Consider the following 24,587-nt stretch of genomic DNA (forward strand, 5'->3'; position numbering starts at 1 on the left):
CGGCCTTGGGCCTACCTCACCCATGGTCCTTATGGTCGCGATGTGGAGATGGGACGGAAGCGTAGGGTTGCGTTGTGCGAGGCATCGCATTTGAAATGCGCATGGCACTGAGTGATGTGTCTCGGGTCGCGCCACCTGAATGACAGGGAGCGAATGGATAAGCAGCTTTATCTTGAGCGCCTCGTTCTAAAGCTCGAAACCCATGTTCCTCTACCCTCAGCTGAGCGGGAGAAGCTGCTCAATTTGCCGCTCACCTTGAAGCACGTCGAAGCCGGCCAGGACATCGTTCGCGAGGGCGATCTCACCAAGCAATGCTGCCTCGTGGCCGAAGGGCTGGTTTGCCGCTACAAGATCGTCGGCGATGGCGCGCGGCAGATTCTTTCTCTTCATCTTCCCGGCGATATTCCGGATATACATTCGCTGCTCATCGAGCGTATGGATCATTGCCTGGGCGCGCTGACGCCTGCCGTAGTCGGTCTGATCCCACATGATGCGGTCCGAGCGCTCACGCGAACGTCCTATCGGATATCCGAAGGATTGTGGCGCGAGACGCTGATCGAAGCCGCGATATACCGTGAATGGATGGTGGGTATCGGGCGCCGCTCGGCACCGAGCCGCATCGCTCATCTGTTCTGCGAATTCCTCACCAAAATGACGGCCATCGGCTTGTCGGACGGCATAACTTGCAATCTGCCGTTAACGCAGCCGGAGATCGCCGATGCGCTGGGCCTCTCCACGGTTCACATGAACAAGAAGCTCAGGGAGATCCGCGAGGCCCAGCTCATTCGGCTCCGTGCCAATCGTCTGACGGTTTTGGATTGGAGAGGGCTCTGCAAGTTAGCGGATTTTGATCCTGACTACCTGCATCTCCAGCCTGGTGTCGCCAAAATCGGGAGTGCTGGAGGAACAGCTAGGCGCTAGCTGCATTAGGCGGATATGCCCAGCTATTTCTTCCATACCCGCGACGGAGACATGCTCGAATTTGACGAGGAAGGCACAGATTTGCCCGATGACCAAAGCGCGCGAAATGCCGCCAAGGAATTGCTCTCCGCGTTGAACCGCGAGAAGCTGCCCAATGGCGACCACATGTCGCTTTCTGTCACCGTACAGAACGCCGAAGGGGCAGAAATCTACATAGCCAGTTTGCGCCTGGATGGCCTGCCGCCGTCGAAGCCCGCCAAGAAGGGTTAGGTCGTCACCTGCGCGCAGCTCCGCTCGGCCAGCGCCAGTTCATGACCGTCAGCGGATGGGTCTGCGCGCGCGTTGCACGCGGATGCATTCGCTGCAATGTCATTTGCTGTTGCTCTGCAAGCTTTGATCGGCGCAAAGAGAGAACCCTCACCGGCTGGTTCTCCGCATGCCTATCTCTCAGGCGTTCTTTCAACGCTCGAACGCCCTGCTTCTGGCCATCGGTATCGCCGTACTGGTCATCATCGTCGCCACATCTCTCTGGCTGACAACGGCAAGCGAGCGCTATTTCGGCGAAGTTACTGCAGCTCGCGCCGTGCGAAGCGCAACCGCTGACTTGCTGTCTCTCGTGCAGGACGCCGAGACGGGCCAGCGCGGCTACCTGCTGACACGGGACGAAAGCTATCTTGCTCCCTACAGCGCAGCGGCCTCCCGGCTTCCCGACCAACGCCTTCGGCTTGAACGTGCCGCAGCAAGGCTGCCCGAGGTCACGCCCATCCTGCAGCGGGTCAATAGCGAGCTCGACCAGAAGATGGGCGAGCTCGCGGCGACCGTCGAAGCCACGCGCAAGGGCGACACCGAGACCGCGCTGAACCTCGTCCGCAGCGGGGCTGGCAAACGCCTGATGGACGAATTGCGCGCCGACCTGAGCGCTATTCTCGCGATCTCGGAAAAAGAGCTGCGGGACGCGATCGACGCCCAGGTTACGGCCTCGGCGAGGCTGCGCTGGACCACGGTCATCGGCGCGATTCTGATCCTCGCCATGGCCGGCGCCGCGAGCTGGACGATCATGAGCTACACCCGCGAACTGGTCGCGGCGCGGCGCGAGGTCGAAACGCTCAATGTCGGGCTCGAAGAGCGCGTGCGCGAGCGCACGGATGCGCTCGTCAAGGCGAACGAGGAGGTCCAGCGCTTCGCCTATATCGTGACGCATGACCTTCGCGCGCCGCTGGTGAATATCATGGGCTTCACCAGCGAGCTGGAGGCGATGTTCAAGCCGATCGACGCCTATGTCGGCGCGGGGGCGGATGCCACCCCGGAGCAGAAGGCCGCGGCGGAAGAGGCGCTGCGCGTCGATGTCGACGAGGCGATCGGCTTCATCCGCTCGTCGACGCGCAAGATGGACGCGCTCATCAACGCCATCCTCAAGATTTCCCGCGAGGGCCGGCGCGAGTTGCGGGCCGAAAGCGTCGATCTCGCCGCATTGATCGAGACGGCCGCAGCGGCCGTCCACCATCAGGCCAGCGCGGAGGAAGGCGGCGGGATCGAACTCGACTCGCAAGTTCCCCGCATCACAAGCGATCGCCTGTCGCTCGACCAAGTGATGGGCAATCTCCTCGACAACGCAATCAAGTACCGGGCGCCCGAGCGTCCGATCCGGATCGCTGTCCGCACGCGCCGGGAGCGCCGCGGCTGGGTGAAGATCGAGATCGAGGACAATGGCCGCGGCATCGCGGCGACCGATCACGAGCGCATCTTCGAATTGTTCCGGCGCGCCGGCTCGCAGAACACGGCGGGTGAAGGCATCGGCCTCGCCCATGTCCGGACGATGGTGCGCAATCTCGGCGGCGACATCGCCGTGCGCTCAGAACTTGGAAAGGGCACGACCTTTACCGTGACCCTGCCCCCCGACCTCGCGGCCTACAGACGGAGTGCCGAAGCGTGACCAATGGAAAGCCCGTCTCGATCATCATGATCGAGGACGATGAAGGCCATGCCCGCCTCATCGAGAAGAACATTCGCCGTGCCGGGGTCAGCAACGAGATCATCCCCTTCGCCAACGGCACGGATGCGCTGAACTACCTGTTCGGCCCCGACGGCTCCGGAGCGATCAGCGCCGGCCGCCAGCTGCTCATCCTGCTCGATCTCAACCTGCCCGACATGGGCGGCGTCGACATTCTCGAGAAGGTGAAGGCGAACGTGCATACCAAGCGCTCACCGGTTGTCGTGCTCACCACGACCGATGACAGCCGCGAGATCCAGCGCTGCTACGATCTCGGCGCCAATGTCTACATCACCAAGCCCGTGGACTATGACGGCTTCGCCAACGCGATCCGCCAGCTCGGGCTGTTCTTCTCCGTCATACAGGTTCCGGAAACGCCATGACCGGCTTGCGCGGTCGCCGTTGATGCCGAACCGGCCGATCAACGTCCTCTATATCGACGACGACGCTACGCTCGGGCGCCTCGTGCAGCGCATGCTCGCGCGCCACAACTATGTCGTGGAGCATGTCGAGACCGCCGAGGCCGGCCTCGCGCGCGCTGCCGCTGGCGGGAGCGACGTGATCATCCTCGACCATGATCTCGGGACAGCTTCAGGGCTCGATGTTCTCGCGGCGCTTTCCACGGACGCCGCTTCTCCAGCGGTCATCTACGTGACCGCCTCGTCGGAGCTGTCGATCGCCGTAACCGCGCTGAAAGCCGGCGCGATGGACTATGTCGTCAAGACGGTCGGCGAGGATTTCGAGGTGCTGCTCCGGGCGGCTCTGGAGCATGCCGTCGTCAAGACGCGCTTGACCCGTGCTCGCGAGCAGGCCGAGCAGGAAGTGCGGGCCGCGCGCGACCGGGCCGTGACGCTGCTGGCCGAGGTCAATCACCGGGTCGCCAACAGCCTGTCGCTGGTCGGATCGCTCGTCCGGATGCAGGCCAATTCGGTTGAGGACCCCGGCGCCAAGGCGGCGCTCGCCGAGACGCAGGCACGCATCACGGCGATCGGCAACCTGCATCGCAGCCTCTACACCTCCGACGATGTCCGTACCGTCGATCTCGCCGGTTATCTCGGCTCGCTGCTGGACGAGTTCGCCCAATCCCTCACTGGGTCCGGCCAGATGCCCATCGTCCGCTTCGAAGCGGATTCTGTGCTGGCGAAAACAGACAAGGCGATCTCGATCGGGCTGATCGCGACGGAGCTGGTCACCAACGCGCTGAAATACGCCTATCCGAACGGTCAGGGCGAGGTCCGGGTCAACCTCTTCCGCGAAGGCGACATTGTCACGCTCAAAGTCGTTGACGACGGGATCGGCTGGACCGGGACGGGCGCGATCAAGGGCACCGGTCTCGGCAGCAAGATCGTGCGCGCGATGGCGAAGAGCCTCGCCACCGAATTGCGCTATGCGGATACGGGCGGACGCGGCACGCACGCCGTCATGGAGCTGTCCCTCGCCAGCCTGGCACCGCTGGCGTCCGAAGCGGCCTGAACCGCGTCGGGCGCTGATCAGCTACGCGACGCCTGGAAGCCTGCGGAGCGCGGCCTCGAGCGAAGCGAGATTGTAAGGCTTGCGCAGGGTCGCGGCCTCGGCGACTCCGAGGATCGCAAGATCGTCGTAACCCGTCGCGAAGAGGAAGGGCACGCCAAGCTCGCGGAGGCGGTTGCCGATCGGCTCGGAGGTTTCGGAGCTAAGGTTGACGTCGAGGACCGCAAGGTCCGGCGCCGCCCGGCTCAAAAACGACAGGGCTTCGGAGACATTCGCGCAGACCTCGACCTGGCTCGCGCCCAAGGTCGCCAGCATGTCCTCGCAATCCATCGCGATGATGAACTGGTCCTCGACGAGCAGCACGCGCCGCCCTTCGAGCGGCCGGCCCGGCTTGCCCCTCGTCGGCGCAGGGGTCTCCTCGGGAGACGCCGCATCTTCGGTCCAGCGGACGAATTTGGCGGGGATGCAGAGCTTCGCCGTGATGCCCTCGGGCTCGAAGGTCAGATCGCTTCGCCCGCCGAGATCGTAGGGGATGCTGCGATCGATCAGGATGCTGCCGAAACCCTGCCGCGACGGCGGCTTGACCGGCGGTCCGCCCCGCTCCTGCCAGACGATCTCGCAATCCCCGCCGGTATTGGTGGACCAGTCGACCGTGAGTTCGCCGGTCTTGACGGATAGCGCTCCGTACTTGGCGGCGTTGGTGATCAATTCATGGATCACCAGGGCGACGACCGAGAAGGCGCGCGCATCGAGCGAGACTGACGGCCCGCGAACCGTGATCGTGCCGCCGCTCGTCCGATAGGGCGAGGCCTCCGCCTTGACGAGATCGGGCAGCAACCCGCCACCGCTCGCCCGCATAGCCTGATCGTGAGCGATGGCCAGTGCCTCGATCCGCCCCTTCAGCGACGTGACATAGGCCTCGATCGTGGCGCCTTCCGCAAGCGGATGGGCAACGATCGACTTGATCAGGGCGAGGATGTTCTTGACCCGGTGGTTGAGCTCCTGATTGAGCATCTTCTGGCGGATTTCGGCCTTGTTGCGCTCGTCGGCTAGAAGCTCGCTCTGACGCAGCACGACCTCGATGAGCGTCCGGCGTGCAGATTCCGCAAGTTCCCGCTCGACCGGCGTCCAGATCTTGGAATGGCCCGCTACGGTCTCCTTCCAGACGGCGAAGCTCTGCCGTGGCGTAAGACGGTCGCCATGGGGACCGCTCGTATAGGTCTTGTTCGGGTCGCCGCCCCAGTCGATCGTATGGACCAGTTCCTTGCGGAAGAAGAACAGGTAGTCGCGCGGAATCTGGGAGAGTGGGATGGCCAGCATCCCGGCGAACTGATCGGCATGGGCGCGTGCCGACGGCAACGCCTCGGCCAGCGCCGTCGTCGCCCAGATCCGCCCTTCGCAGACCTCGCCGGCGAAGGCGGCCAGCTCTTCCGCGAATTCGGCCGGTGGTGCGCTGCCCTCCGCCCGCCACTCGCCATTCACCCAGACGCCGACGCCGTCACTTTCGACGAGGTCGCGGAACTCGCCGAGGTGCTGGCCGAGGAAGCTTGAGGCATCGGTCACATGCGCGGTGGACGAAAGCAGGCCATTGAGGAAATCCCGCGCCCTTTCGGCCGCGATCAGCATCTGCTTTTGCGTGAGCGCACCAAGCTGGAGTGCGAAGAACTCGCCGAATATCTCCGCCGCGATCCGGCGATTCATCGAGAGCGAGCGCGGGCTGTAATGGTGGCAGGCGATCAGCCCCCAGAGTGCACCATCGACGATGATCGAGACCGACATCGAGGCCGAGACGCCCATGTTGCGCAGATATTCGCAATGGATCGGCGAGACGCTGCGCAGATGGGCATAGGACAGGTCGAGTGGCTCTCCGGACGCATCGAGCACGGGCGTGATCGGGAAGCGCTCGCCGCTCGCGTCGGAGACGACGCGGATCGGGTTGAGGAGATAGAGCTGCCGCGCCTGCTGGGGGATGTCGCTCGCCGGAAAATGCTGCCCCATGAAGCTTTCGAGGTCCGGGCGTTTGGCTTCGCTCACGACCTTGCCTGAGCCATCGGGCGCGAACTGGTAGATCATCACACGGTCGTACTGGAGCACAGCCCTGAGCAGGCGCGCCGCGTTCTTGATGAGCTGCGCCGGTGTCGTGACGTCCGAGAGCCTGCCGACCAGGGTCCGGGCGAATTCGAGCGGCGAGCTCGGCCCGGCCGAAACGCTTTCCTCGAACTCGATGATGGCGTTGCCCTTGAAGGCATGGATCGAAATGTCGAATTCGCGATCCAGCACGGCCAAGCGACAGCGCGGCATCAACCCCGCGCGCGAGGGCGCGCCCGAACGTGCAAGCGCGTTGCGCATCTCGTGCACGACCGGTCCGCCAAGGACTTCCTCAAGCCTGCGGCCGACGAGCTCGAACTCCTTCAGGCCGAGGAAGGCGCTGGCATTGCTGGAATGGCGCCTGATCGTCACCACCTCGGCATCGCACACGATCATGCAGCCATGGGGCTGGACACTGCCGGGGATATGGATCGGCTCGCGATCACAGTTCGTCAGATCAACGGTCGTCATGCAGGAGAGAGTTCTTCCGAGGTGAAGGCCTGGATGGCATGCAGGAAGACGGCCCTGGCCGCTTGCGCCGCCGCTTGCCACGCCTGCCGGTCGAGCCCCTCCAGTGCGGCCAGCAATGTGCGCCAGCTCTCGAGGGAGCCTGCTTGCGCGGAGAGGTAGCGTGCTCCGCATCCAGATCCAAAACCCAGGGCGGCCACTTCTTTCTCCAGCACGCGAGCCCCCAGGGCAGAGCCTTCGAGAACATAGGCAGTGCCCAGAAACGCAGCCATGTCATTTGACAGATGGAAAGGCTCGGCCGCGGGAAGCGGGAGCGCCAGATCGGCGAGGTCTGCCTCCAGTTCCGGCAGGAGTTGGCGCGGCTGCCAGGACGAAGCCCCCACAACCGTGGCATTCAGCAACGCGGCCTCGACCGGCGCGCGATGGCGGTACGTCCCCTGCAGGAAGCTGGCATACGCGATGCGGTTCGAAAAAACTCCGACGATGGCATCCAGTTCTCGATGAAGCTCGCTCGTCTCGTCGCGCAGGAAACTTCTGATCTCAATCATTGCGTCGGCTTCCAGAATCGTTCCGCATCAGCATTGCTATAACCTGATATCGACGGAAACGGCGCTGTTTTCATTGCGGATTTTCCTGTCGCCCCGGTCCGCCCAGCATTCTTATCCAAGGGATTGGCTTGAAACAGAGCCAAGATCGCCTTAAGAACATATAGTGAACAAAAGGAAGGGTGATGGCACAGCTCTCGGTCCTGGAGAAGCTCGAAATCCTCAGCGACGCTGCGAAATACGACGCCTCCTGCGCGTCGAGCAGCACCACGAAGCGGGATTCGCGTGATGGAAAAGGTCTGGGCTCCACCACGGGCGCCGGCATCTGCCATTCCTATGCGCCCGACGGCCGCTGCATCTCGCTGCTCAAGATCCTGCTCACGAATTTCTGCAACTTCGACTGCGTCTTCTGCATCAACCGCTCGTCGAGCAATGTCCGCCGCGCCCGTTTCTCGGTCGAGGAAGTCGTCGCGCTGACCCTGAATTTCTACCGCCGCAATTATATCGAAGGCCTTTTTCTTTCCTCGGGCATCATCCGCTCGGCCGATTACACGATGGCGGAACTCGTTCGCGTCGCCGAAACGCTGCGCCGGCAACATGGGTTCCGCGGCTATATCCACCTCAAGCTCATCCCCGGCGCGAGCCGCGATCTGATCGAGCGCGCCGGGCTTTTCGCGGACCGGGTATCGATCAATGTCGAATTGCCGAGCGAGGCGGCGCTCGCGCGCTTCGCTCCTGAGAAGCAGGCAGGCGAGATCAAAAGCGCGATGGGGGGCCTCAAGCTGAAGATCGAGGCCGCGCACGAGGAACGGGAGAAGAGCACGAAGGCGCCCGCCTTCTCGCCCGCGGGACAGAGCACGCAGATGATCGTCGGTGCCGATGGCGCGAGCGATTCCGCCATCCTGAAGCGCAGCGCCTGGCTTTATGGAAGCTTCGGCCTGAAGCGCGTCTATTACTCGGCGTTCAGTCCGATTCCGGATGCCTCGCACCAGTTGCCGCTCCAGCCGCCGCCGCTGATGCGCGAGCACCGGCTTTACCAGGCCGATTGGCTGACGCGCTTCTATGGTTTCGAGACGGAGGAAATCCTCGGGCATGGCGAGATGCTCGATCTTGATATCGACCCCAAGCTCGCCTGGGCTTTGCGCGAGCGCGGGCGCTTTCCCGTCGATGTAAACCGCGCCGATCGCGAGACCCTGCTGCGGGTTCCGGGTCTCGGTACGCGCAGTGTCGATCGCATCCTGGCTTCGCGGCGGTTCCGTCGGCTCAGGCTGGAAGATGTCGGTCGATTGACACGCTCACTCGCGACGATCCGGCATTTCATCCTGGCAGAGGGATGGCGCCCCGCCAGTGGGCTTGATGCCCAGAACCTACGGGCCCGGCTGATGCCGAACCCGCGGCAATTGACGCTGTTCCCGTGATTGCGGCCCGGCTGAACGGGCCAGCTGATTTTGCCGGCTGGCGCCGCGAGGCACGCCGTCTGGCGCTTGCCGGCGTCCAGCCCGAGGCCGTCGCCTGGCTGACGAGCCAGGACGATGCCGGATTATTCACGATGGAGAATGCCGCCGCGGTCGAGGGCGGAAGCCCCGCACTGACCGTGTCTCGCCGTTTCATCGAGCTTGCCGAAAACGTCGTCTGTCATCGGGATGCCGGCCGTTTCGTCCTGCTGCACCGCCTGCTGCTGCGTTTGCAGGACGAGCCACGTTTGCTCAACAATGCAGCCGACGCCGATATCGCGCGCGCCGAGGCGATGGCCCGCTCGGTACGACGCGACCTCCACAAGATGACCGCTTTCGTCCGCTTCCGGGCTGTGTCGGGCGCGGGAGAGGACGGCCCCTTCATCGCCTGGTTCGAACCAGAGCATTTCATCCTTGAACGGGTCGCGGGCTTTTTCACAGGACGCTTCGCCGGGATGATCTGGTCGATCATGACACCGCAGGGATCGCTGCACTGGGACGGCTCGGCCCTCCAGTTCGGCCCGGCCGCCAGCAAGACCGATGCGCCGGACAGCGATGCCATGGAAGCCTACTGGCTCACCTACTACGCCAATATCTTCAATCCGGCCCGCCTGAAGCCGCAGGCGATGAAAAGTGAAATGCCGGTGAAATACTGGCGGAACCTACCCGAGGCCGAATTGATTGTGCCTCTGATCGCAAGCGCCGCCCGGCGAGCAGAGGACATGGTGATGCGCGCCCCGACGCAGCCACCCGAACGACATATCAGCCAGCTTCGGCATCGGCCCGAGGCGCCTGCCGATGATCCCGCGATCACGTCCTGGCAAGATGCCGCCGCTGCGGCGCAACGCTGCCGGCGCTGCGAGCTTCATTGCCACGCCACGCAAACGGTCTTCGGAGAAGGCCCGCTGGATGCACCTGTCCTGTTCGTCGGCGAGCAGCCAGGAGACTATGAGGACCTGGCAGGCCGGCCGTTCGTCGGACCGGCAGGGCAGGTTTTCGATCGGGCGATGAGGGAGGCCGGTCTCGATCGGGCGCGCGCCTATGTCACCAATGCGGTGAAGCACTTCAAATTTCAGCTGCGCGGCAAGCGCCGCATCCACGAGAAGCCCAATGTCGGGGAGATCAAGGCGTGCCGCTTCTGGGTCGATCTCGAATTGCAATTCGTGAAACCCCGGCTTGTCGTTGCCCTCGGCGCCAGCGCCCTGAGATCGCTGACGGGGCATGCCGGCTCGTTGGCTAATGTGCGGGATCGTGAGCTGGCGCTTGCAGATGGCTCGCCGCTACTGGCCACAGTCCACCCCTCCTTCCTGCTTCGCCTGCCGGATGAAGAGGCGCGGTCTCGCGAGTACGCCCGCTTCGTCGCCGATCTCGCGCGTGTGCAGCAACGGGTGTTCCGGCACTAAGCCATCTTGGTGAGACCTGAGCCGCTTTGCCGTGGCTCGTGGATACCTTACGACCGACCAACCACTCTGCGTTCTCAGGAAAACGGCCTTGCCCGCCAGCGACGTTAATATCGCCTCGATCCTCTCCGAGATGTTCGACCAGGCGCCAACTTTCATGGCGCTTTTGCAAGGCCCGGAGCATCGCTTCCAGCTGGCGAATCCGAGCTATCTGGAACTGGTCGATGGCCGCAACGTCATTGGAAAGACAGTCGCTGAAGCGCTTCCCGAAGCGGATGCGCAAGGCTTTGTCCGGATTCTCGATGAAGTTTACCAGTCCGGCAAAGCCTACACGGCGTCGGGCGCGCGGTTTGCCATACAGCGGCAGCCCGAAGGTCCAATCTCCGAGCGTTTCCTTGATTTCGTCTACCAACCGCTCATCGATCCGCAGGGCAGCGTGACCGGCATCTTCGTTCAGGGAAGCGACGCTACCGAGCGCAGCCTGGCCGAACGGCGCCTGTCCGATAGCACCGCTCTCTACAAAGGGCTCTTCGACGCGATCGACGAAGGCTTCTGCATCATCGAATTCTTCGACGGGCCGCACGGCCTCGACAGTGACTATATTCATATCGAGGCCAATGCAGCCTACGCCCGGCATGCCGGGATTCCGAATGTCGTCGGGCAGAAGCTTCGCGAAATGGTCGGTGCTGAAGCCGATTCATGGGTGGAGCGCTATGGCGCTGTCCTGCGCACCGGCACGCCCATTCGCTTCCAGCAGGAACTCGTCGCCACCGGCCGCTTCCTGGAGTTGGCTGCCATTCGGATCGAGCCGCCGAGCCGGCGTCAGGTCGCGGTCCTGTTTCAGGACATCACGGCACGCCGGCAGGCCGAGCTCGCTCTCGCCAAGCTGAACGAGACGCTCGAACAGATCGTGGCGGAACGCACGCAGAAGCTGCTCGCCGCTGAAGAGGCCCTGCGCCATAGCCAGAAGATGGAGGCGATCGGCCAATTGACCGGCGGGGTCGCGCATGACTTCAACAACCTGCTGCAGGTGATCTCGGGCAATCTGCAGCTCCTGGCCAAGGATGTCGCCGGGGACGAGAAGGCCGAGCGCCGCATCGCCAATGCCATGACCGGCGTCGCCCGCGGCTCGAAGCTCGCTTCGCAACTGCTCGCCTTCGGCCGGCGGCAGCCGCTGGAGCCGAAGGTCGTCAATCTCGGCCGCCTGGTTCGTGGCATGGATGACATGCTTAGCCGCACTCTCGGCGAGGGCATCGAGATCGAGACGGTTGTGGGTGGTGGGCTCTGGAATTCCCTGATCGACCCGACGCAGGTCGAGAATGCGCTGCTCAATCTGGCGATCAACGCGCGCGATGCCATGAACGGGTCGGGCAAGCTGACGATCGACCTAGCCAATGCCCATCTCGACGATAGCTATGCCGCCAGGCACAACGATGTCGCGGCGGGGCAGTATGTCATGCTTGCAGTCAGCGACACCGGCTCGGGAATGCCGCCCGAGGTGCTGGCTAAGGCCTTTGACCCGTTCTTCTCCACGAAGCCCGAGGGAAAGGGCAGCGGGCTTGGCCTGTCGATGGTCTACGGTTTCGTCAAACAGTCAGGCGGTCACGTCAAGATCTACTCGGAGCTCGATCACGGTACGACGGCGAGGCTTTATCTGCCTCGCTCCTTCCAGAAGGAGGCTGTTGAGACGGCCGTCGACAACAGCCCGATCGCGGGTGGGACCGAAACGATCCTGGTCGTAGAGGACGACGAGCAGGTCCGTGGCACGGTGATCGAGCTTCTGACCGATCTCGGCTATCGCGTTCTGCGGGCCAGCGACGCGACAAGCGCGCTCCATGTCGTCGAAAGCGGCGTCGCCATCGATCTGCTGTTCACCGACGTGGTGATGCCCGGACAGTTGAAGAGCCCCGAGCTTGCCCGGATCGCGCGTGAGCGCCTGCCACATCTCGCCGTGCTGTTCACCTCGGGCTACACGGAAAATTCCATCGTCCATGGCGGCCGCCTGGATGCGGGCGTCGAGCTCCTGTCCAAGCCCTATACGCGGGAAGCCCTGGCTCGAAAGATTCGGCTGGTGCTCGCCACGCAGAAGGCGCGCTCCCCTCGGAAGGCGGAGCAGACATGGACGGAAGACAACGGCTCTGAACCCGTTGCGCCAAAACCTGCCACCGTCCTGATTGTCGAAGACGACGCTCTAATCCGCATGAATACCTGCGATATCCTCGAGGATGCCGGTTTTTCCATCATCGAGGCAGGTAGCGCTGAGGAGGCCATGCCGATCTTGCAGGTTCACCCGATAGATGTCCTCGTCACCGATGTGAAGCTTCCTGGGGCCTCGGGTATCGAACTCGTGCAGATGGCGAGAGAGCACAACAGCTCGCTTTGCGTTGTGTTCGCGACGGGTGACACCTCGGAGATCGACGTCAACGGCGAGGTCGTCGTTTCCAAGCCCTATAGTCCCTCGGCCATCGTCAATGCAATCGCGAGAGCGTGGAGTTCATAGCTTCGCGCCGTAATCGGCACAGCGCTCGGATTGTTCATGCAAGCTCTTCGACCTTGGGCGAAGTCGACACGTCCACTTGCAAGAAGCGAAGGTCCAACAAGTGCCGGCGCGATTTTCCGGGGCCGACAAACTCCATCAAACGTTCCGCAGAGCCTGTCACAGTAACCTATCTATAGCGCCGTCCGTTTCGCCCTCACTTTCGCTCAACAGCAGGAGGGGCTCTGTGAAAGGAGATGCGCTCACTGGTCGAGGCAGCGGTGTAGAGCGCCACCGGGCAAGTGACTTCAGCGACCTTGAGGACGCCTTTCCTGGCGGCGCCATGGTCGCCTCTCAATATGTGTGTTCGCGGCCCCAACAGCAGACTCCGTGAACATCTTCGAGCTTCGAATGTTCCGCCCGCATCTGAGCCGCTTCACCGGCCAGTCTCAGCCTCCATATCTCCAACAATCCAGCCACATCATTTTCATCGCCTGCAGGCCCGGGAAGCGTCAGCGAGCGTGGAACAGAATCGCACTGCGGACCGTTCGATCCACATTCAGCGGCCTCGAGCCGTTCCCCATCAGGAGTGTCGGACAATGAAAACAACAATCTTCGTTTCGCTCGTCGCGGCTACGATTTCGTTTGGTGCGATCGCTCAGACGAGCACCACGTCTCCCATGCCGGCACCGAAGGCTGACGCCGACAAGAACGCCCCGCTGCCGGGCGCCAACAGCTTCACTGAAGGCCAGGCCAAGAGCCGCCTCGAAGCCAACGGCTATTCCAGCGTCGGCGCTCTGAAGAAGGACGACAACGGCGTCTGGAAGGGCACGGCCACGCATGCTGGCGCGCAGGTCAATGTCTCCGTCGACTATCGCGGCAACATCACCCGCAATTGATCTCGACCCTTAAGCCCAACTCTTGGAGCCAAAAATGACCCGCACCCTGACCCGCACCTATGACAACTACGAAACGGCCCGCTCGGTGGTCGAGCAGCTGGAGGCCGCAGGCGTTTCCAGCAAAGACATCAGTGTTGTTGGCCGCGCCGGTACCTCGGACGAGACGAATGCTACGGAGGGCGCCAGCATCGGCGCTGGCATCGGTGGCGCTGCCGGCCTCCTTGCCGGCATCGGCATGCTCGCTATCCCCGGGGTCGGCCCGGTCGTCGCGGCCGGCTGGCTCGCATCTACAGCAGCCGGCGCCGTCGCGGGCGCCGCAGCCGGCGGCCTTGTAGGCTCCTTCGTGAAGGAAGGTCACGACAAGGAAGAAGCGGATTACTATGCCGAGACGGTTCGCCGCGGCGGTTCTGTTGTTTCGGTCCGTACCGAGCCGGAGCATGAAGCCGCGGTTCAGGCCATCCTCGACGGGGCCACGCCGATTGATCGGGCGACGCGCGAAGCCGAGTATCGCGCCAGCGGTTGGGAGCGGTTCGACGAGACCGCGGGCCCCTATCGCCCGCCTGTCGTGTGACAGTAGCCCGACACATTCACGGTTATGGCCTCGTCAGCTTTGCTGACGGGGCCACTTTCGAACCGGACAGCTGTCATATGACGGCGCATGCATTGATGAACCTAGTAGGTTTACTTTCATGCCCTTCTCACCGCTCCAGAACCCATTGATCTCGCCCGTGCCCATGCTGCGCTTGATGACGCCTTGACGCAGGTTAAACCAATGATCGATGAGGGAGATCGTGCACGAGAGCGTACGCGCCTTTCATACATCGTGGCATCTCTGGTGATGCTAGCGCTGGATGAAGAGGACCTGGTCGATCGCGCACTGCGACAGTATCGGGCGCGCCAATAGGCCGCTCGACAGGGAACCATGGCCGATAGCCTGCGTTCAGCGGCGAACACCCTTCTTCCATTGCTGGACCAAGCATGAACTCGCACTTACTCGCGGCCAATGACGCCCCGAACGACCTGTTTCGTCCCCTGCAAGCCATCGATTTCCTAAACCCGCCGATTCTGCTAGCGGGGGTCGTCGACAATATGATGTATGGGTTTTTCCGGGATAGGCTCATGACGGCGCCCCGCGAGGGAATCGTCGTCATCGAACTGAGCACACTTGGGGGTGATCCTGAGGTCGCGCGCATGATGGGAGAGGATATTCGCTTCCATAGCGAGCAGGAGCCGGCACGGCGGTTCGTCTTTCTGGGCAAGACCGCGATCTACTCCGCCGGCGCCACCTTCATGAGCTTCTTTGCCCGCCCGAACCGCTATCTCACGCGCGGCACGCGGCTGATGGTGCATGAGCGCAAAATCCAGGCGAATATCATTCTGGATGGCCCGTTGACGATGTGCATCGCCAATCTCAAGGCGAAGCTGAATGAAATCGAACACTCCATCCAGATTCAGAACGAAGGGTTTCAGAACCTCATCGCTGGATCGTCGGTGACGATGGAGCAGGTCCTCAAACTCGCACCAGAGAACTGGTACATCGAAGCCAACGAGGCCAAAAATCTCGGCCTCATCGAGGGTGTGATCTAGCCAGCTCGCGTCGAAGCGGGCTCGTAGCATTCCAATGGCGGCAGAAAATCCGGGCCAACTCGCAGGGCTGCGACCAATAAGCTCGCTGGGACGATAGCGTCGCTGTCCAAGCACCATCTCACATATGTCAGTGACCGGTTGGCTGCGTGAGCGAGGTTGGCTTCCACCTCGTCGGACGGCATCAATTTGGACAGCGCCTTGTTCATCTGCCGCCCGGTGGGGGGACGAGAGCGCCATTGCCGGACCAGCACGCCATGATCGGGTATAGAGTGAAACATTGGAAACCTCCCGATTCGACGGACACAACGACCAACGCGTGCGCTCGAGGAAGGTTCATCTGCATGCATCCGCCGGCGAAAGGGAGTGGGCGCTCAGGATCTTCTGCCCTTCAGCTCACTATTGCCGGTGCGTGGCACGGCCTTGAGCAAACTGCCCGCAGCGAATCCCCGCGCTGAAATCCTTGCAGCCACCTCGTCCTCAAACGCCCGAAGGCCATTCGAGATATCGCGGAGTTCACACGCTTCCGCCGAACCTTCTGGCGCGCCAAACAGTTCTTCGAACCGCCTTAGTGCTCCGGCGAGGTCTTCGAAGTTGCGGATAGGGAGTTTTATCATCTCTCGCAGTCGGCAGATTCGTCGCGTCAGATCCTTCTGATATTCCCACTGGGGCGGGTCGCGACCCCAGCTGAATCCGCCGGATCATTGGCCTCATAAGGAGATGGGTCGCATGAAGTGACACGGGGTTGAACCCTCTTCGCCTGGTTCCGGTCTACGCCGCGTGTCGAAATGTCCAGGTGCAGACGCCGCACCGGTCAGCTGGCGATCTTCCAATTTTTGACTGTTGTGAGGAGCCCAGCCATTCGTCTGCTTCGGTCGAGCCTTTCAGCATCAGCGAGCTGGTAAATTCTTGCTTTAGCCGCCTCGTGTGCGGCCGTGGAAGCACTTGCCATGGGCCTCACTCCCTTTGCATCCCAATTGGCGACGAACTGCTCCATGATGCCGCAGCTGGGTTTGGTGATGTGAACGCGGACTGCGCCGTCTTCGACGAACCAATCATCGCCTTCGCGGCGAATGGTGAGCGTCGCGCTCACATCTTCGCTCCGCCATCGAGTGCCATGCGACGAAGCTGTGCCTCCACAGCATCCGCGGAAGAGCCGACTTAACGGACAACGGCCTCCAACTGCGCCTTGGTATACCCGGCTAATTCGTCCAATATTGGTTCTGGTCTTTGCTGAGATGGATCCGCGAACGATCCAGCGGCTCCTGCCTTCTCTCGTCGTCTTGCATGCGAACCTCCTGACGAAGGATCAATCGGCCGGAAGTCGTAGAGTTCCGCAAATTCGAGCTATTCTCGATTTCCAGCGTTTTGGATGCGTCGCCCGATAAGCTCGACGAGTTCGCGAACAGTTTTGCATCGTTGCATCGCTTCGTCCGGCATCATGTCGCAATCGTACTCTCGTTCGATCGCGTTGCCGATAAGCGTGAGGTCGTCGATTGTGAAGCCGATATCGTCAACTTTGGCATGAGGTTCGAGCAGCTCGGGTTTTACAAGTCCTTCGGCGGAGATGATTTCGAGCAGACGCTCCACCAACCCAATCTCCGTCGGCTCCAAATCACCTGACCCGATGTTTGTGCCGTCATCAGCGCCCATGCGTCGCCCACCAGATTTCGACATTCAATGCGAGTTGGATGGGCGCGCGCTGTTCAGGCACAATTACCGATGCTGTTGCTGGATTGGCGATGAACCTAAGCGGCGTTTGATACTCAGCCTGGGATTCGATCATCTTTTCATGAGCCTCATTCCGCTGGGCGCCTGATCTGGACGGCAGTTCCAGGGAAGGAACTCCAAGGCCGCCACCAGCGTTCCAACTCCCGCTGGCGGGGCCATTTTTTCGTTTTGCGCGATATGTTGATCATCTGAAATTTTCGGCTTCAAGGCTGGAAGGACGCTCGGGGGGATCGCCCTCACGAGCAGGCGATGCCCGGCCATTCTCGTTTCGGGCGCCCAGCAGCCCTGACCGATAATGCAATGGAACGCGTTCGCTTTCGTCCACGTTCTCCCTTCATGCAACTTCAGGAGAATGACATGGATCATTCAAAGCATATGCGTCTCGCGACTCCCGAATTGACACCCGAGATTCTGGAGGGTGCCACGATCTACGGCCCCGGCGATGAAAAGGTCGGCTCTGTTTCCCACCTGCATGGATCCCAGGTTATCATTGATGTGGGCGGGTTCCTGGGCATCGGTGCCAAGCCCGTATCCGTACCTATCTCCGAGCTTGAGTTCATGCGCGATGAGGATGGCCACGTGCACGCCGTCACGAACTGGACGAAGGACCGGCTCAAGGCGATGCCCGAGCATGCGGACCCCTGACTTCAGTTCGTCAAATTACGTTAGGTCGGCGGGCATTGTTCGCGAGCTACGCCACCCTTGATGCCCGAGGTTTTGGTGAAACTGCAAAAATGCCCTTTTGGGGTTGCTTTGGTATCGGCGGCGCTTGGAGCGGTTGGATGCTTGCTTGCATTCAATCTGCTGCCTGAGCCGCAGGAATTGCGAGAGCCGCTTCCGCATCATTTGGCCTCGTCAGATCAGCAGCTCAAGTTATCGATGGGGGCTCTTTTCGGGTCGAGCTACATTCCGGGCAATAAGGTCGATGCCCTGATCAACGGGGTCCAGATCTTTCCGGCGATGCTGCGTGCCATTCGTGAGGCGCGGCAGTCGGTCAGCTTCGAGACTTACATCTATTGGCGCGGCGCCATCGCTCAGGAATTTGCCGATGCGCTCTCGGTCAAGGCTCGGGAGGGGCTGCGCGTCAAGGTCCTGCTCGACTGGGTCGGCAGCCTTCCGATGGATGAGCAACTGATTAAGCGAATGCAGGACGCGGGCGTTGAGGTCGTGCGGTTCCGACCGGTTACCTGGTACACGATCGACCGCGTGAACAACCGTACCCACCGAAAGCTTCTGGTGGTCGATGGTCGCATTGGCTTCACGGGCGGCGTCGGCATCGCGGACGAATGGAATGGCGATGCTCAATCACCCAACGAATGGCGCGATAATCACTACCGCGTGGAGGGGCCTGCAGTGGCAGAGTTCCAGGCGGCTTTCGCCGAACACTGGCTTGAGGCGACCGGAGAATTGCTGCTCGGCGATCGCTTCTTTCCGGAAATCGCTCCGGTGGGGAAGCGGAGTGCACAGGTAGTAGTCAGCTCGACGCATCAGCGCAACGTCATGCACCTCATGCTTATGACGGCCCTTGCCGCCGCGCAAAAGAACATACGGATCGCGACGCCCTACTTCGTCCCAGACGACTTGACACGGCAGCAGCTTCTCGAGGCCCGCAAACGTGGCGTCGACATTCAGATCGTCGTCCCCGGTTCGCAGACCGATGCCCGCATTGTCAGGAAAGCGTCGCGGCATCTGTGGGGAGACCTGCTCAAGGCAGGCGTGAAGATCAGCGAATACCAGCCGACTTTTTTCCACTGCAAGCTGGTTATCGTCGACGATATCTGGACCTCAGTTGGGTCCACGAACATCGATGACCGGGCCCTGCGGCTAAACGATGAGGCCAATGTCAATCTATTCGATCAGGATTTCGCCCGGGCTCAAACAGCGCTTTTCGACAAGGATGCAGCAGCCTCCAGAGCTTACTCCTTCTCGGATTGGCAAAGTCGCTCGGCCAATGACAAGTTTTCAGACTGGGTATCCAGTCTGGCTCGTTCGCAGATTTGAACGGCTCGTCGACGCCACTCTACTGGCAGACCTGAACTTTCACTCCGGGCACCGCGTCAGCATCTTTCCCGACGGCATCGTGCAATAGCATTCGTCCTCGTAGTGGACCGGGGTGCCGTCTTCGAACGAATACGAAACGGTCGAGAGGCCGGGCTTGTTCTGCCAGACGATATCGACGAAGCGGTTGCCGTCGTCGTCCTGGCATCGCTCGCGATAGAGTTCTCGGCGGGTGCTCGACTGCTGCCGGGGAGCGGCGGCAGAATCGTTCGATGCGTCGATGACTATGAGCGAGCGACGCAGCGAGTCCTCGAGCTCGGGAGCCCAAAAGCAGGTACTCCCGAGGAGATGGAGCTGATCGGCCTTATCGAGGCTATCGAGAAGTGGGAGGCCCGCCACGATGACGTGGACGGCTGGGAGTAGAATCAGACATTCCACCAGTAGTGGCTTTGGGAAGTAGCGCTGTTCTTGGCGTTTTGCGTCAAAGCCCAATCTATAAGCGCTGTCGTTGGAATGCCTGCGTTCTCGTTCAGCGCAAAAACCCTTCGGCAGCGAACTTCTCCCAACCCTCCAACTGAGCTTCCTGCAGCTCTTCTGAAGAGTGCAAAGCTGCCTTTCGCTCGACTGCTCGCTTGCCTGCTCGGGTCAACGCCGCCTTGCCGGCCGCGCGGCGGCGCTTCTCGGCAAGCGCCACCGCATCCTCGCAGCGCCAGATTTCAGTCAGGTCGCTATCGAGTATGTGCTCGATTTGAGCCGGTTCGAAGACGTGAAAGGTGACAGCTTTCGATCGTCCGCGCAGCTTGACGGTCCGAGTTCCTGCGCTCTGGAGGCGGCCATCGCTCATCCACTTGTGCCGCTCTCGAGAAGAGATCGAGAGGATGTCCTCCGCTTCGCTCGGAAGCACGGACAGCGATGCCAGTCCATCGACGGCTACGCTAATCGCCTCGGATGCATTCTGAAATTCATCGGGAGACGCCTCGTGCATATGTAAGATGACTTTCCCGGCTTCGACTTTGAGGAACTTCCTTAGCATCCACGGCAGTTTGCGTCGGAGCTCACGTTCAATGCCTTTGGCTCGGACGGGAGACCCGAGTGTCATGTTGGATTGCAGCGGCCAATCAGCGTGCAGCTTTGGTGTGCCATTCACGGCGATCACTCGCTTATGATTGCCAACTGACTTAACCGCCGAATGAGCGGCCGTGTTCCACCCGAACACTGCGCTTCACTCTCGAGCCGCGGAAGAGCTGGCGTCTTGATTCCAGCGGAACGACCTTTGTCATAACAAGCTCTGGGACGCGGTTCGCGAACGGCCGCACCGAGCAAGTTCGCTCAATTCTCTCGGCTTGGGCATAAAAAATTCCAGCCGGCGTAGCTAAGCTCCGCTGCCTGAACGGAAAGTCTTTTCACGGGCCATGCGCTGGCGACGGCAAGCGCGGTTTGAGCGCCGCCTTTCACAAATGCAAAGCGGCAATGACTCTAATAGCGTATTGCGCGGCATTTCGTCCGTAGCCGAACGCACAACTCCGTCAGAAACCGAGATCTCGACTAGGGCCGACAATAGGGCCCAACCTTAGCAATAGGGATTTAAAGGCGCAATTACAATTGCTTACGCGAAAACCTTGGTGGAGCTGAGGGGATTCGAACCCCTGACCTCTGCAGTGCGATTGCAGCGCTCTCCCATCTGAGCTACAGCCCCAAGGCGCTGGCCTTCTAGGCTGTGCGTCGCGTGGATGTCAATCACTTCCGCCATCTGATTTTGGCGCGGGTCGAGAGATTCCACGTCACCTTTCCGGACAGGCCTAAAAGGAAGCCCGATGCGTGCCGTTCTCGACGTGATCATGATCGCGCTGAACCTCTATATCTGGGTTCTGATCGCCTCGGCAGTGCTCAGCTGGCTGATCGCCTTCAACGTCATCAACACCCGCAACCAGTTCGTCTCCACGGTCTGGGACATGCTCTATCGCATCACGGAACCTGTGCTGCGGCCGATTCGCGAGCGCCTGCCTAATCTCGGCGGGCTCGACATCTCGCCGATCATCCTGCTGCTGATCATCTATTTCATCCAGAGCGTGATCACCCGCTACATCTACCCCAACGTGTTCTGATCCTGGCATCGGACCGAAAAGTGGAATGCACTTTTCGGAAAGATCCGATGCCCAAGCCAAGGGATGGATCGCCGCGTTGCGCGCTATAGGGCGCACGGTGATCCATTCGCGTCCTGCGCCGGGCGCGGCTCGCAATCCGCCACGACGCATTCGACGTCGTGGCGACCGGCATGCAGTATGGCCGCCTCGCCAACACTTCGAGGTTTCCGCATGGCCGCTGCCGCCCTTCCCTATCGCAGCCAGAACTGGGCTCTGACCAAACCCGCCGCGCGCGGCAGGCATGGCATCGTCGTCTCGCAGAGCCGAGAGGCCGCAGAAGCCGGAACCGCGATCCTCGAACAGGGCGGCAATGCCGCTGATGCCGCCGTCGCCGCCTGCTTTGCGCTGGCCGCAGTCGAACCCTGGAACAGCGGGCTCGGCGGCATCGGCTTCGCCGTCGTGCTCAAGGCCGGCGAGAGCCGCGCGCAGGTCGTCGATTTCGGGCCGGTCGCACCGCGCCGCGCCGACCCGGCCGACTATCCCCTGACCGGCGAGATGAAGAAGGACCTCTTCACCTGGCCGGAGGTGGTGGACGACCGCAATATCCACGGCCCCCTCTCCTTCGTCACGCCTTCCTCCGTCGCGGGCTATACGAAACTCAAGGAGACCTTCGGCTCGAAGCTCCCGCTCGCCGACATCCTCGCGCCGGCCATCGCGCTCGCGAAGCGCGGCCTGCCGGCCGACTGGTACACGACGCTGAAGATCGCCTCCTCGGCCTCGGTCCTCAGGCTCTACGCGGAAAGCGCCCGCATTTACCTGCCGGGCGGCCTGCCGCCGGTGCCGCCCTATCAGGGCATTCCGGGCTTCATGAAGCTGGGCCAACTCGGCGACACGATCGAACGGCTGGCGCAGGCGGGGCTCGACGATTTCTATCGCGGCGACGTGGCGACCCGACTCGTGGCGGATATCGCCGCGGCAGGCGGCGTGGTCGATGCGCAGGACCTGGCGAACTGCAAAGCCGACTTGCGCGAGGCTCCGACGATCGACTGGCGCGGCAGCCATCTGCTCCACACCGCCGGCGGCCTCACCGCTGCGCCGACGCTGGAACGCGTCGTCGCCGGCATGGCCGATGCCTCGACCGCAGGCGACGGCCCCTCCGCCGCCTGGTTCGCACAGCTCTCGCAGGTGATGCGGCAGGCCTATCAGGAGCGGCTCGCAGGCCTCGGCGCTGCCGTCACGGCGAAGGAGCCGGGCGACACCTGCACGACCCATCTCACCGTGGTCGATGGCGCGGGCAATCTCGTCACCGTCACCACGACGCTGCTCTCCTCGATGGGCAGCCGTGTCGTGCTGCCCTCGACCGGCGTGCTGATGAATAACGGTATGATGTGGTTCGATCCGCGCCCCGGCAGCGCCAATGCGATCGCGCCGGGCGCCCGCCCGCTCTGCAACATGTGCCCGGTCGTGGTCACGCCGAAGGATGGCGGCTGGCCGCGCCAGGCGATGGGTTCCTCCGGCGGACGGCGCATCCTCGCCAGCATCTACCAGACGCTGGCCTGGCAGCTCGATTTCGGCATGGGCACCGAGGCGACCGCGCATCAGCCGCGCATCGATGTCTCCGGCCCGGATTCGGCCAGCGCCGACCTGCGACTGCCGGCCGAGACGCTCGCTGCGCTGGAAGCGGCGGGACCGACCGCGGTCGTCGAGCACAGCGTGCTGCCGATCAACTTCGCCTGCCCGAACTTCGTCCGCGTCGACAAGGACGGCGCGGAAGGATCGAGCGACGCCGCCTCGCCTTGGTCGGCCGCGGTGGCTGCGACGCGCTGAAACAAAAAAGGGCGGCCTCCCGGCCGCCCTTCTCCGTATCGCTCTGCGATCAGCCGCGCTTCAATCCCCACGGATAGGGCGCCGAGCCGGCAAGCATCCCGGTCATATCGTTGCGATAGGCCGTCCGGCTGACGAACTGCCCGAGCGGGATGGTCGCGACCTCCTCCAGCGCCAAGCGGGCCAGCGCCTTGGCACTCTTCTTCTGCGCGGCTTCGTCGGGGGCATAGAGCCATTCCTCGGCCAGGGCCTCGGCCTTGTCGCTCTTCCACCAGCCGAACCAGCCCTTCTCGCCCTGACCGCGCACCAGCGAAGACATCGCCGGATTGCCCCAGCTCGTCGCCGATCCCGTCGTGTGGAAGATGCTCCAGCCGCCCTTCTCGGTCGATTCGCGGCTGCCGCGGCGCTGCACGACGGTGCCCCAGTCGCTCGCCGCCATCTCGACATTCATGCCGAGCTGCTTGAGCAGTTCGAAGGTCACCTCGCCGAGCGGCCCGATATCCGGGAAGTCGGTCGGGTTGATGATCACGACCTTTTCGCCGTTATAGCCGGATTCCTTGAGGGCCGCCTTCGCCTTCTCCAGGCTTTGCGGCATCAGGTCTTCCTGCTCCCCGTCGTAATAGGGCGTGCCGCGCCACCACAGGCTGCGGCAGGTCTGCCAGAGCGTGGTGTCGTCGCCCTGGGCGGCGCGCATATAGTCTTCCTGCTTCACCGCCATGCGCACGGCGGCGCGCACCTTCGGATTGTTGAACGGGGCCTGCAGATGGTTGAGGCGGATGATCGCGCCGCGCCCGGCCTTGTCGATGATCTCCTGCTTGATGTCCTTGTTGCCGGCCAGCATCGGCTGGAGGTCGGTGAGCGGGCGCTCCCACCAGTCGACCTCGCCGGTGGTCAGCGCCGCGGCGGAGGTCGCGGGATCGGGCAGGATGTTCCACTCGATCCGCTTGAAATGCGCGACCTTGCCGCCGGCGTTGCGGCTCGGCGGTTCGGCTCGCGGCTTGTAGCCCTCGAATTTCTCGTAGACGACCTTGCTGCCCGAGACATAGCCCGATGCGACGAACTTGTAGGGGCCAGAACCCGTCATCTCGGTGACCTGCGTGTTCGCATCGGTCTTGGCCAGGCGCTCCGGCATGATGATCGGCGGCTGGTCGGATTTCGACAGGCAGTCCAGCATCATCGGGAACGGGCGCTTGAGCTTGATCTCGACGGTGCGATCGTCGGGCGCACCCCATTCCTCAACCGCCCGGCCGAGCAGCTGGCCGTAAGGGTCGCGCTGCGTCCAGCGCTTGAGGCTGGCGGCGCAGTCGACGGCCTTGACCGGCGTGCCGTCATGGAAGCTCAGGCCTTCGCGCAGCTTGATCCGCCAGGTCTTGCCGTCGGCCGAGACCTCATGCCCCTCCGCCATCTGCGGCTGCGGCTTCAGGTTCTCGTCCGCCCCGTAGAGCATGTCGAAAACGTAGTAGCCGTGGTTGTTGGTGACGGTCGCGGTCGTCCAGACCGGGTCCAGCGCCGAAAGATTGGCCTGCGGCACGAACTTCATCAGCGTTGTGCTGGCCTGCGCCGAGGCCGGTCGCGGCAGGGCCGGGCCGGCCAGGCCGAGCGCGGCCGTCCCCATCAGAAAATCACGACGCTTCATCCGTACTCTCCCCATTATG

The 24,587-nt window shown here is 62.5% G+C and carries 22 protein-coding genes, 1 tRNA gene and 1 pseudogene; 15 read left to right on the top strand and 9 right to left on the bottom strand.

The window, feature by feature from the left end; all coding sequences use genetic code 11:
* The first annotated feature begins 153 nt into the window (after nucleotides 1–153).
* The 5 genes from ACWIEX_RS24030 (at nucleotide 154) to ACWIEX_RS24050 (ending at nucleotide 4,384) form a co-directional block, all read left to right on the top strand.
* Entirely contained in the window at nucleotides 154–921 is a 768-nt protein-coding gene (locus ACWIEX_RS24030) for a Crp/Fnr family transcriptional regulator (RefSeq protein WP_454035439.1), read from the top strand.
* A gap of 15 nt (nucleotides 922–936) precedes the next feature.
* Nucleotides 937–1,191 (top strand): DUF6894 family protein, encoded by a 255-nt coding sequence (locus tag ACWIEX_RS24035; RefSeq protein ID WP_454035440.1) that lies wholly within the window; start codon nucleotides 937–939, stop codon nucleotides 1,189–1,191.
* Nucleotides 1,192–1,357: 166 nt separating this feature from the next.
* The gene (locus tag ACWIEX_RS24040) at nucleotides 1,358–2,854 is read left to right on the top strand and encodes a sensor histidine kinase (RefSeq protein WP_454035441.1); all 1,497 of its coding nucleotides are present in this window, start codon (nucleotides 1,358–1,360) and stop codon (nucleotides 2,852–2,854) included.
* Between the two features lie 26 nt (nucleotides 2,855–2,880).
* On the top strand, nucleotides 2,881–3,294 hold the full coding sequence (locus ACWIEX_RS24045; protein ID WP_454035630.1) for a response regulator: 414 nt from the start codon (nucleotides 2,881–2,883) through the stop codon (nucleotides 3,292–3,294).
* 22 nt (nucleotides 3,295–3,316) lie between these two features.
* Nucleotides 3,317–4,384 carry a histidine kinase dimerization/phosphoacceptor domain -containing protein gene (locus ACWIEX_RS24050; protein ID WP_454035442.1) on the top strand — a complete coding sequence of 356 codons (1,068 nt, stop codon included), beginning with the start codon at nucleotides 3,317–3,319 and terminating at the stop codon, nucleotides 4,382–4,384.
* Nucleotides 4,385–4,405: 21 nt separating this feature from the next.
* Here ACWIEX_RS24050 and ACWIEX_RS24055 read toward each other — a convergent pair whose 3' ends face one another.
* The gene (locus tag ACWIEX_RS24055; RefSeq protein WP_454035443.1) at nucleotides 4,406–6,940 is read right to left on the bottom strand and encodes an HWE histidine kinase domain-containing protein; all 2,535 of its coding nucleotides are present in this window, start codon (nucleotides 6,938–6,940) and stop codon (nucleotides 4,406–4,408) included.
* On the bottom strand, nucleotides 6,937–7,485 hold the full coding sequence (locus ACWIEX_RS24060; RefSeq protein WP_454035444.1) for a biliverdin-producing heme oxygenase: 549 nt from the start codon (nucleotides 7,483–7,485) through the stop codon (nucleotides 6,937–6,939). Before ACWIEX_RS24060 ends, ACWIEX_RS24055 begins: the two co-directional genes overlap by 4 nt.
* 182 nt (nucleotides 7,486–7,667) lie before the next feature.
* On the opposite strand from ACWIEX_RS24060, the gene ACWIEX_RS24065 reads away from it, so the two are divergent.
* The 3 genes from ACWIEX_RS24065 (at nucleotide 7,668) to ACWIEX_RS24075 (ending at nucleotide 12,836) form a co-directional block, all read left to right on the top strand.
* Nucleotides 7,668–8,900 (top strand): putative DNA modification/repair radical SAM protein, encoded by a 1,233-nt coding sequence (locus tag ACWIEX_RS24065; protein ID WP_454035445.1) that lies wholly within the window; start codon nucleotides 7,668–7,670, stop codon nucleotides 8,898–8,900.
* The gene (locus ACWIEX_RS24070; protein ID WP_454035446.1) at nucleotides 8,897–10,339 is read left to right on the top strand and encodes a UdgX family uracil-DNA binding protein; all 1,443 of its coding nucleotides are present in this window, start codon (nucleotides 8,897–8,899) and stop codon (nucleotides 10,337–10,339) included. The genes ACWIEX_RS24065 and ACWIEX_RS24070 overlap by 4 nt, the downstream gene beginning before the upstream one ends.
* Nucleotides 10,340–10,427: 88 nt before the next feature.
* On the top strand, nucleotides 10,428–12,836 hold the full coding sequence (locus tag ACWIEX_RS24075) for a response regulator (RefSeq protein ID WP_454035447.1): 2,409 nt from the start codon (nucleotides 10,428–10,430) through the stop codon (nucleotides 12,834–12,836).
* A 223-nt stretch (nucleotides 12,837–13,059) separates the two neighbouring features.
* Here ACWIEX_RS24075 and ACWIEX_RS24080 read toward each other — a convergent pair.
* Nucleotides 13,060–13,170 (bottom strand): annotated as a pseudogene (locus ACWIEX_RS24080) (non-homologous end joining protein Ku); the annotation flags it as partial.
* A 322-nt stretch (nucleotides 13,171–13,492) separates the two neighbouring features.
* Here ACWIEX_RS24080 and ACWIEX_RS24085 point away from each other — a divergent pair.
* From ACWIEX_RS24085 to ACWIEX_RS24095, 3 genes are all read left to right on the top strand, one after another.
* Entirely contained in the window at nucleotides 13,493–13,711 is a 219-nt protein-coding gene (locus ACWIEX_RS24085; RefSeq protein ID WP_336814438.1) for a hypothetical protein, read from the top strand.
* Between the two features lie 34 nt (nucleotides 13,712–13,745).
* On the top strand, nucleotides 13,746–14,282 hold the full coding sequence (locus tag ACWIEX_RS24090; RefSeq protein WP_454035448.1) for a general stress protein: 537 nt from the start codon (nucleotides 13,746–13,748) through the stop codon (nucleotides 14,280–14,282).
* A gap of 548 nt (nucleotides 14,283–14,830) precedes the next feature.
* Complete coding sequence (locus ACWIEX_RS24095) at nucleotides 14,831–15,298, top strand: peptidase S14 (RefSeq protein WP_454035449.1); 468 nt, start codon at nucleotides 14,831–14,833, stop codon at nucleotides 15,296–15,298.
* An 811-nt stretch (nucleotides 15,299–16,109) separates the two neighbouring features.
* On the opposite strand, the gene ACWIEX_RS24100 is transcribed toward ACWIEX_RS24095, so the two are convergent.
* Nucleotides 16,110–16,388 (bottom strand): hypothetical protein, encoded by a 279-nt coding sequence (locus ACWIEX_RS24100; RefSeq protein ID WP_454035450.1) that lies wholly within the window; start codon nucleotides 16,386–16,388, stop codon nucleotides 16,110–16,112.
* A gap of 254 nt (nucleotides 16,389–16,642) precedes the next feature.
* A complete protein-coding gene (locus tag ACWIEX_RS24105; RefSeq protein WP_454035451.1) occupies nucleotides 16,643–16,948 on the bottom strand; it encodes a phosphopantetheine-binding protein in 306 nt (101 codons plus the stop codon).
* A gap of 435 nt (nucleotides 16,949–17,383) precedes the next feature.
* Between ACWIEX_RS24105 and ACWIEX_RS24110 the strand changes: the two genes are divergently transcribed.
* Nucleotides 17,384–17,671 carry a PRC-barrel domain containing protein gene (locus ACWIEX_RS24110; RefSeq protein ID WP_454035631.1) on the top strand — a complete coding sequence of 96 codons (288 nt, stop codon included), beginning with the start codon at nucleotides 17,384–17,386 and terminating at the stop codon, nucleotides 17,669–17,671.
* A 75-nt stretch (nucleotides 17,672–17,746) separates the two neighbouring features.
* On the top strand, nucleotides 17,747–19,027 hold the full coding sequence (locus ACWIEX_RS24115; protein WP_454035452.1) for a phospholipase D-like domain-containing protein: 1,281 nt from the start codon (nucleotides 17,747–17,749) through the stop codon (nucleotides 19,025–19,027).
* Nucleotides 19,028–19,066: 39 nt separating this feature from the next.
* On the opposite strand, the gene ACWIEX_RS24120 is transcribed toward ACWIEX_RS24115, so the two are convergent.
* The 3 genes from ACWIEX_RS24120 to ACWIEX_RS24130 form a co-directional block, all read right to left on the bottom strand.
* Nucleotides 19,067–19,516: a hypothetical protein gene (locus tag ACWIEX_RS24120; protein ID WP_454035453.1), complete on the bottom strand. Its 450-nt coding sequence runs from the start codon at nucleotides 19,514–19,516 to the stop codon at nucleotides 19,067–19,069.
* A 37-nt stretch (nucleotides 19,517–19,553) separates the two neighbouring features.
* Nucleotides 19,554–20,180 carry a hypothetical protein gene (locus ACWIEX_RS24125; RefSeq protein ID WP_454035454.1) on the bottom strand — a complete coding sequence of 209 codons (627 nt, stop codon included), beginning with the start codon at nucleotides 20,178–20,180 and terminating at the stop codon, nucleotides 19,554–19,556.
* 464 nt (nucleotides 20,181–20,644) lie between these two features.
* A tRNA-Ala gene (locus tag ACWIEX_RS24130) sits at nucleotides 20,645–20,720 on the bottom strand.
* Nucleotides 20,721–20,838: 118 nt separating this feature from the next.
* Between ACWIEX_RS24130 and ACWIEX_RS24135 the strand changes: the two genes are divergently transcribed.
* Nucleotides 20,839–21,129: a YggT family protein gene (locus tag ACWIEX_RS24135; protein ID WP_061965995.1), complete on the top strand. Its 291-nt coding sequence runs from the start codon at nucleotides 20,839–20,841 to the stop codon at nucleotides 21,127–21,129.
* A 210-nt stretch (nucleotides 21,130–21,339) separates the two neighbouring features.
* Nucleotides 21,340–22,935 carry a gamma-glutamyltransferase gene (locus ACWIEX_RS24140; RefSeq protein ID WP_454035455.1) on the top strand — a complete coding sequence of 532 codons (1,596 nt, stop codon included), beginning with the start codon at nucleotides 21,340–21,342 and terminating at the stop codon, nucleotides 22,933–22,935.
* A gap of 49 nt (nucleotides 22,936–22,984) precedes the next feature.
* On the opposite strand, the gene ACWIEX_RS24145 is transcribed toward ACWIEX_RS24140, so the two are convergent.
* Entirely contained in the window at nucleotides 22,985–24,568 is a 1,584-nt protein-coding gene (locus tag ACWIEX_RS24145; RefSeq protein ID WP_454035456.1) for an ABC transporter substrate-binding protein, read from the bottom strand.
* Nucleotides 24,569–24,587 lie beyond the last annotated feature (19 nt).

Source organism: Allobosea sp. NPDC055353 (genome assembly GCF_053644975.1).

What these genes read in the sequence shown, in the direction of transcription:
- ACWIEX_RS24030 (WP_454035439.1), top strand. Translation starts at nt 154, where the DNA reads ATGGATAAGCAGCTTTATCTTGAGCGCCTCGTTCTAAAGCTCGAAACC.
- ACWIEX_RS24035 (WP_454035440.1), top strand. Translation starts at nt 937, where the DNA reads ATGCCCAGCTATTTCTTCCATACCCGCGACGGAGACATGCTCGAATTT.
- ACWIEX_RS24040 (WP_454035441.1), top strand. Translation starts at nt 1,358, where the DNA reads ATGCCTATCTCTCAGGCGTTCTTTCAACGCTCGAACGCCCTGCTTCTG.
- ACWIEX_RS24045 (WP_454035630.1), top strand. Translation starts at nt 2,881, where the DNA reads ATGATCGAGGACGATGAAGGCCATGCCCGCCTCATCGAGAAGAACATT.
- ACWIEX_RS24050 (WP_454035442.1), top strand. Translation starts at nt 3,317, where the DNA reads ATGCCGAACCGGCCGATCAACGTCCTCTATATCGACGACGACGCTACG.
- ACWIEX_RS24055 (WP_454035443.1), bottom strand. Translation starts at nt 6,940, where the DNA reads ATGACGACCGTTGATCTGACGAACTGTGATCGCGAGCCGATCCATATC.
- ACWIEX_RS24060 (WP_454035444.1), bottom strand. Translation starts at nt 7,485, where the DNA reads ATGATTGAGATCAGAAGTTTCCTGCGCGACGAGACGAGCGAGCTTCAT.
- ACWIEX_RS24065 (WP_454035445.1), top strand. Translation starts at nt 7,668, where the DNA reads ATGGCACAGCTCTCGGTCCTGGAGAAGCTCGAAATCCTCAGCGACGCT.
- ACWIEX_RS24085 (WP_336814438.1), top strand. Translation starts at nt 13,493, where the DNA reads ATGCCGGCACCGAAGGCTGACGCCGACAAGAACGCCCCGCTGCCGGGC.
- ACWIEX_RS24090 (WP_454035448.1), top strand. Translation starts at nt 13,746, where the DNA reads ATGACCCGCACCCTGACCCGCACCTATGACAACTACGAAACGGCCCGC.
- ACWIEX_RS24095 (WP_454035449.1), top strand. Translation starts at nt 14,831, where the DNA reads ATGACGGCGCCCCGCGAGGGAATCGTCGTCATCGAACTGAGCACACTT.
- ACWIEX_RS24105 (WP_454035451.1), bottom strand. Translation starts at nt 16,948, where the DNA reads ATGGGCGCTGATGACGGCACAAACATCGGGTCAGGTGATTTGGAGCCG.
- ACWIEX_RS24110 (WP_454035631.1), top strand. Translation starts at nt 17,384, where the DNA reads ATGGATCATTCAAAGCATATGCGTCTCGCGACTCCCGAATTGACACCC.
- ACWIEX_RS24135 (WP_061965995.1), top strand. Translation starts at nt 20,839, where the DNA reads ATGCGTGCCGTTCTCGACGTGATCATGATCGCGCTGAACCTCTATATC.
- ACWIEX_RS24140 (WP_454035455.1), top strand. Translation starts at nt 21,340, where the DNA reads ATGGCCGCTGCCGCCCTTCCCTATCGCAGCCAGAACTGGGCTCTGACC.
- ACWIEX_RS24145 (WP_454035456.1), bottom strand. Translation starts at nt 24,568, where the DNA reads ATGAAGCGTCGTGATTTTCTGATGGGGACGGCCGCGCTCGGCCTGGCC.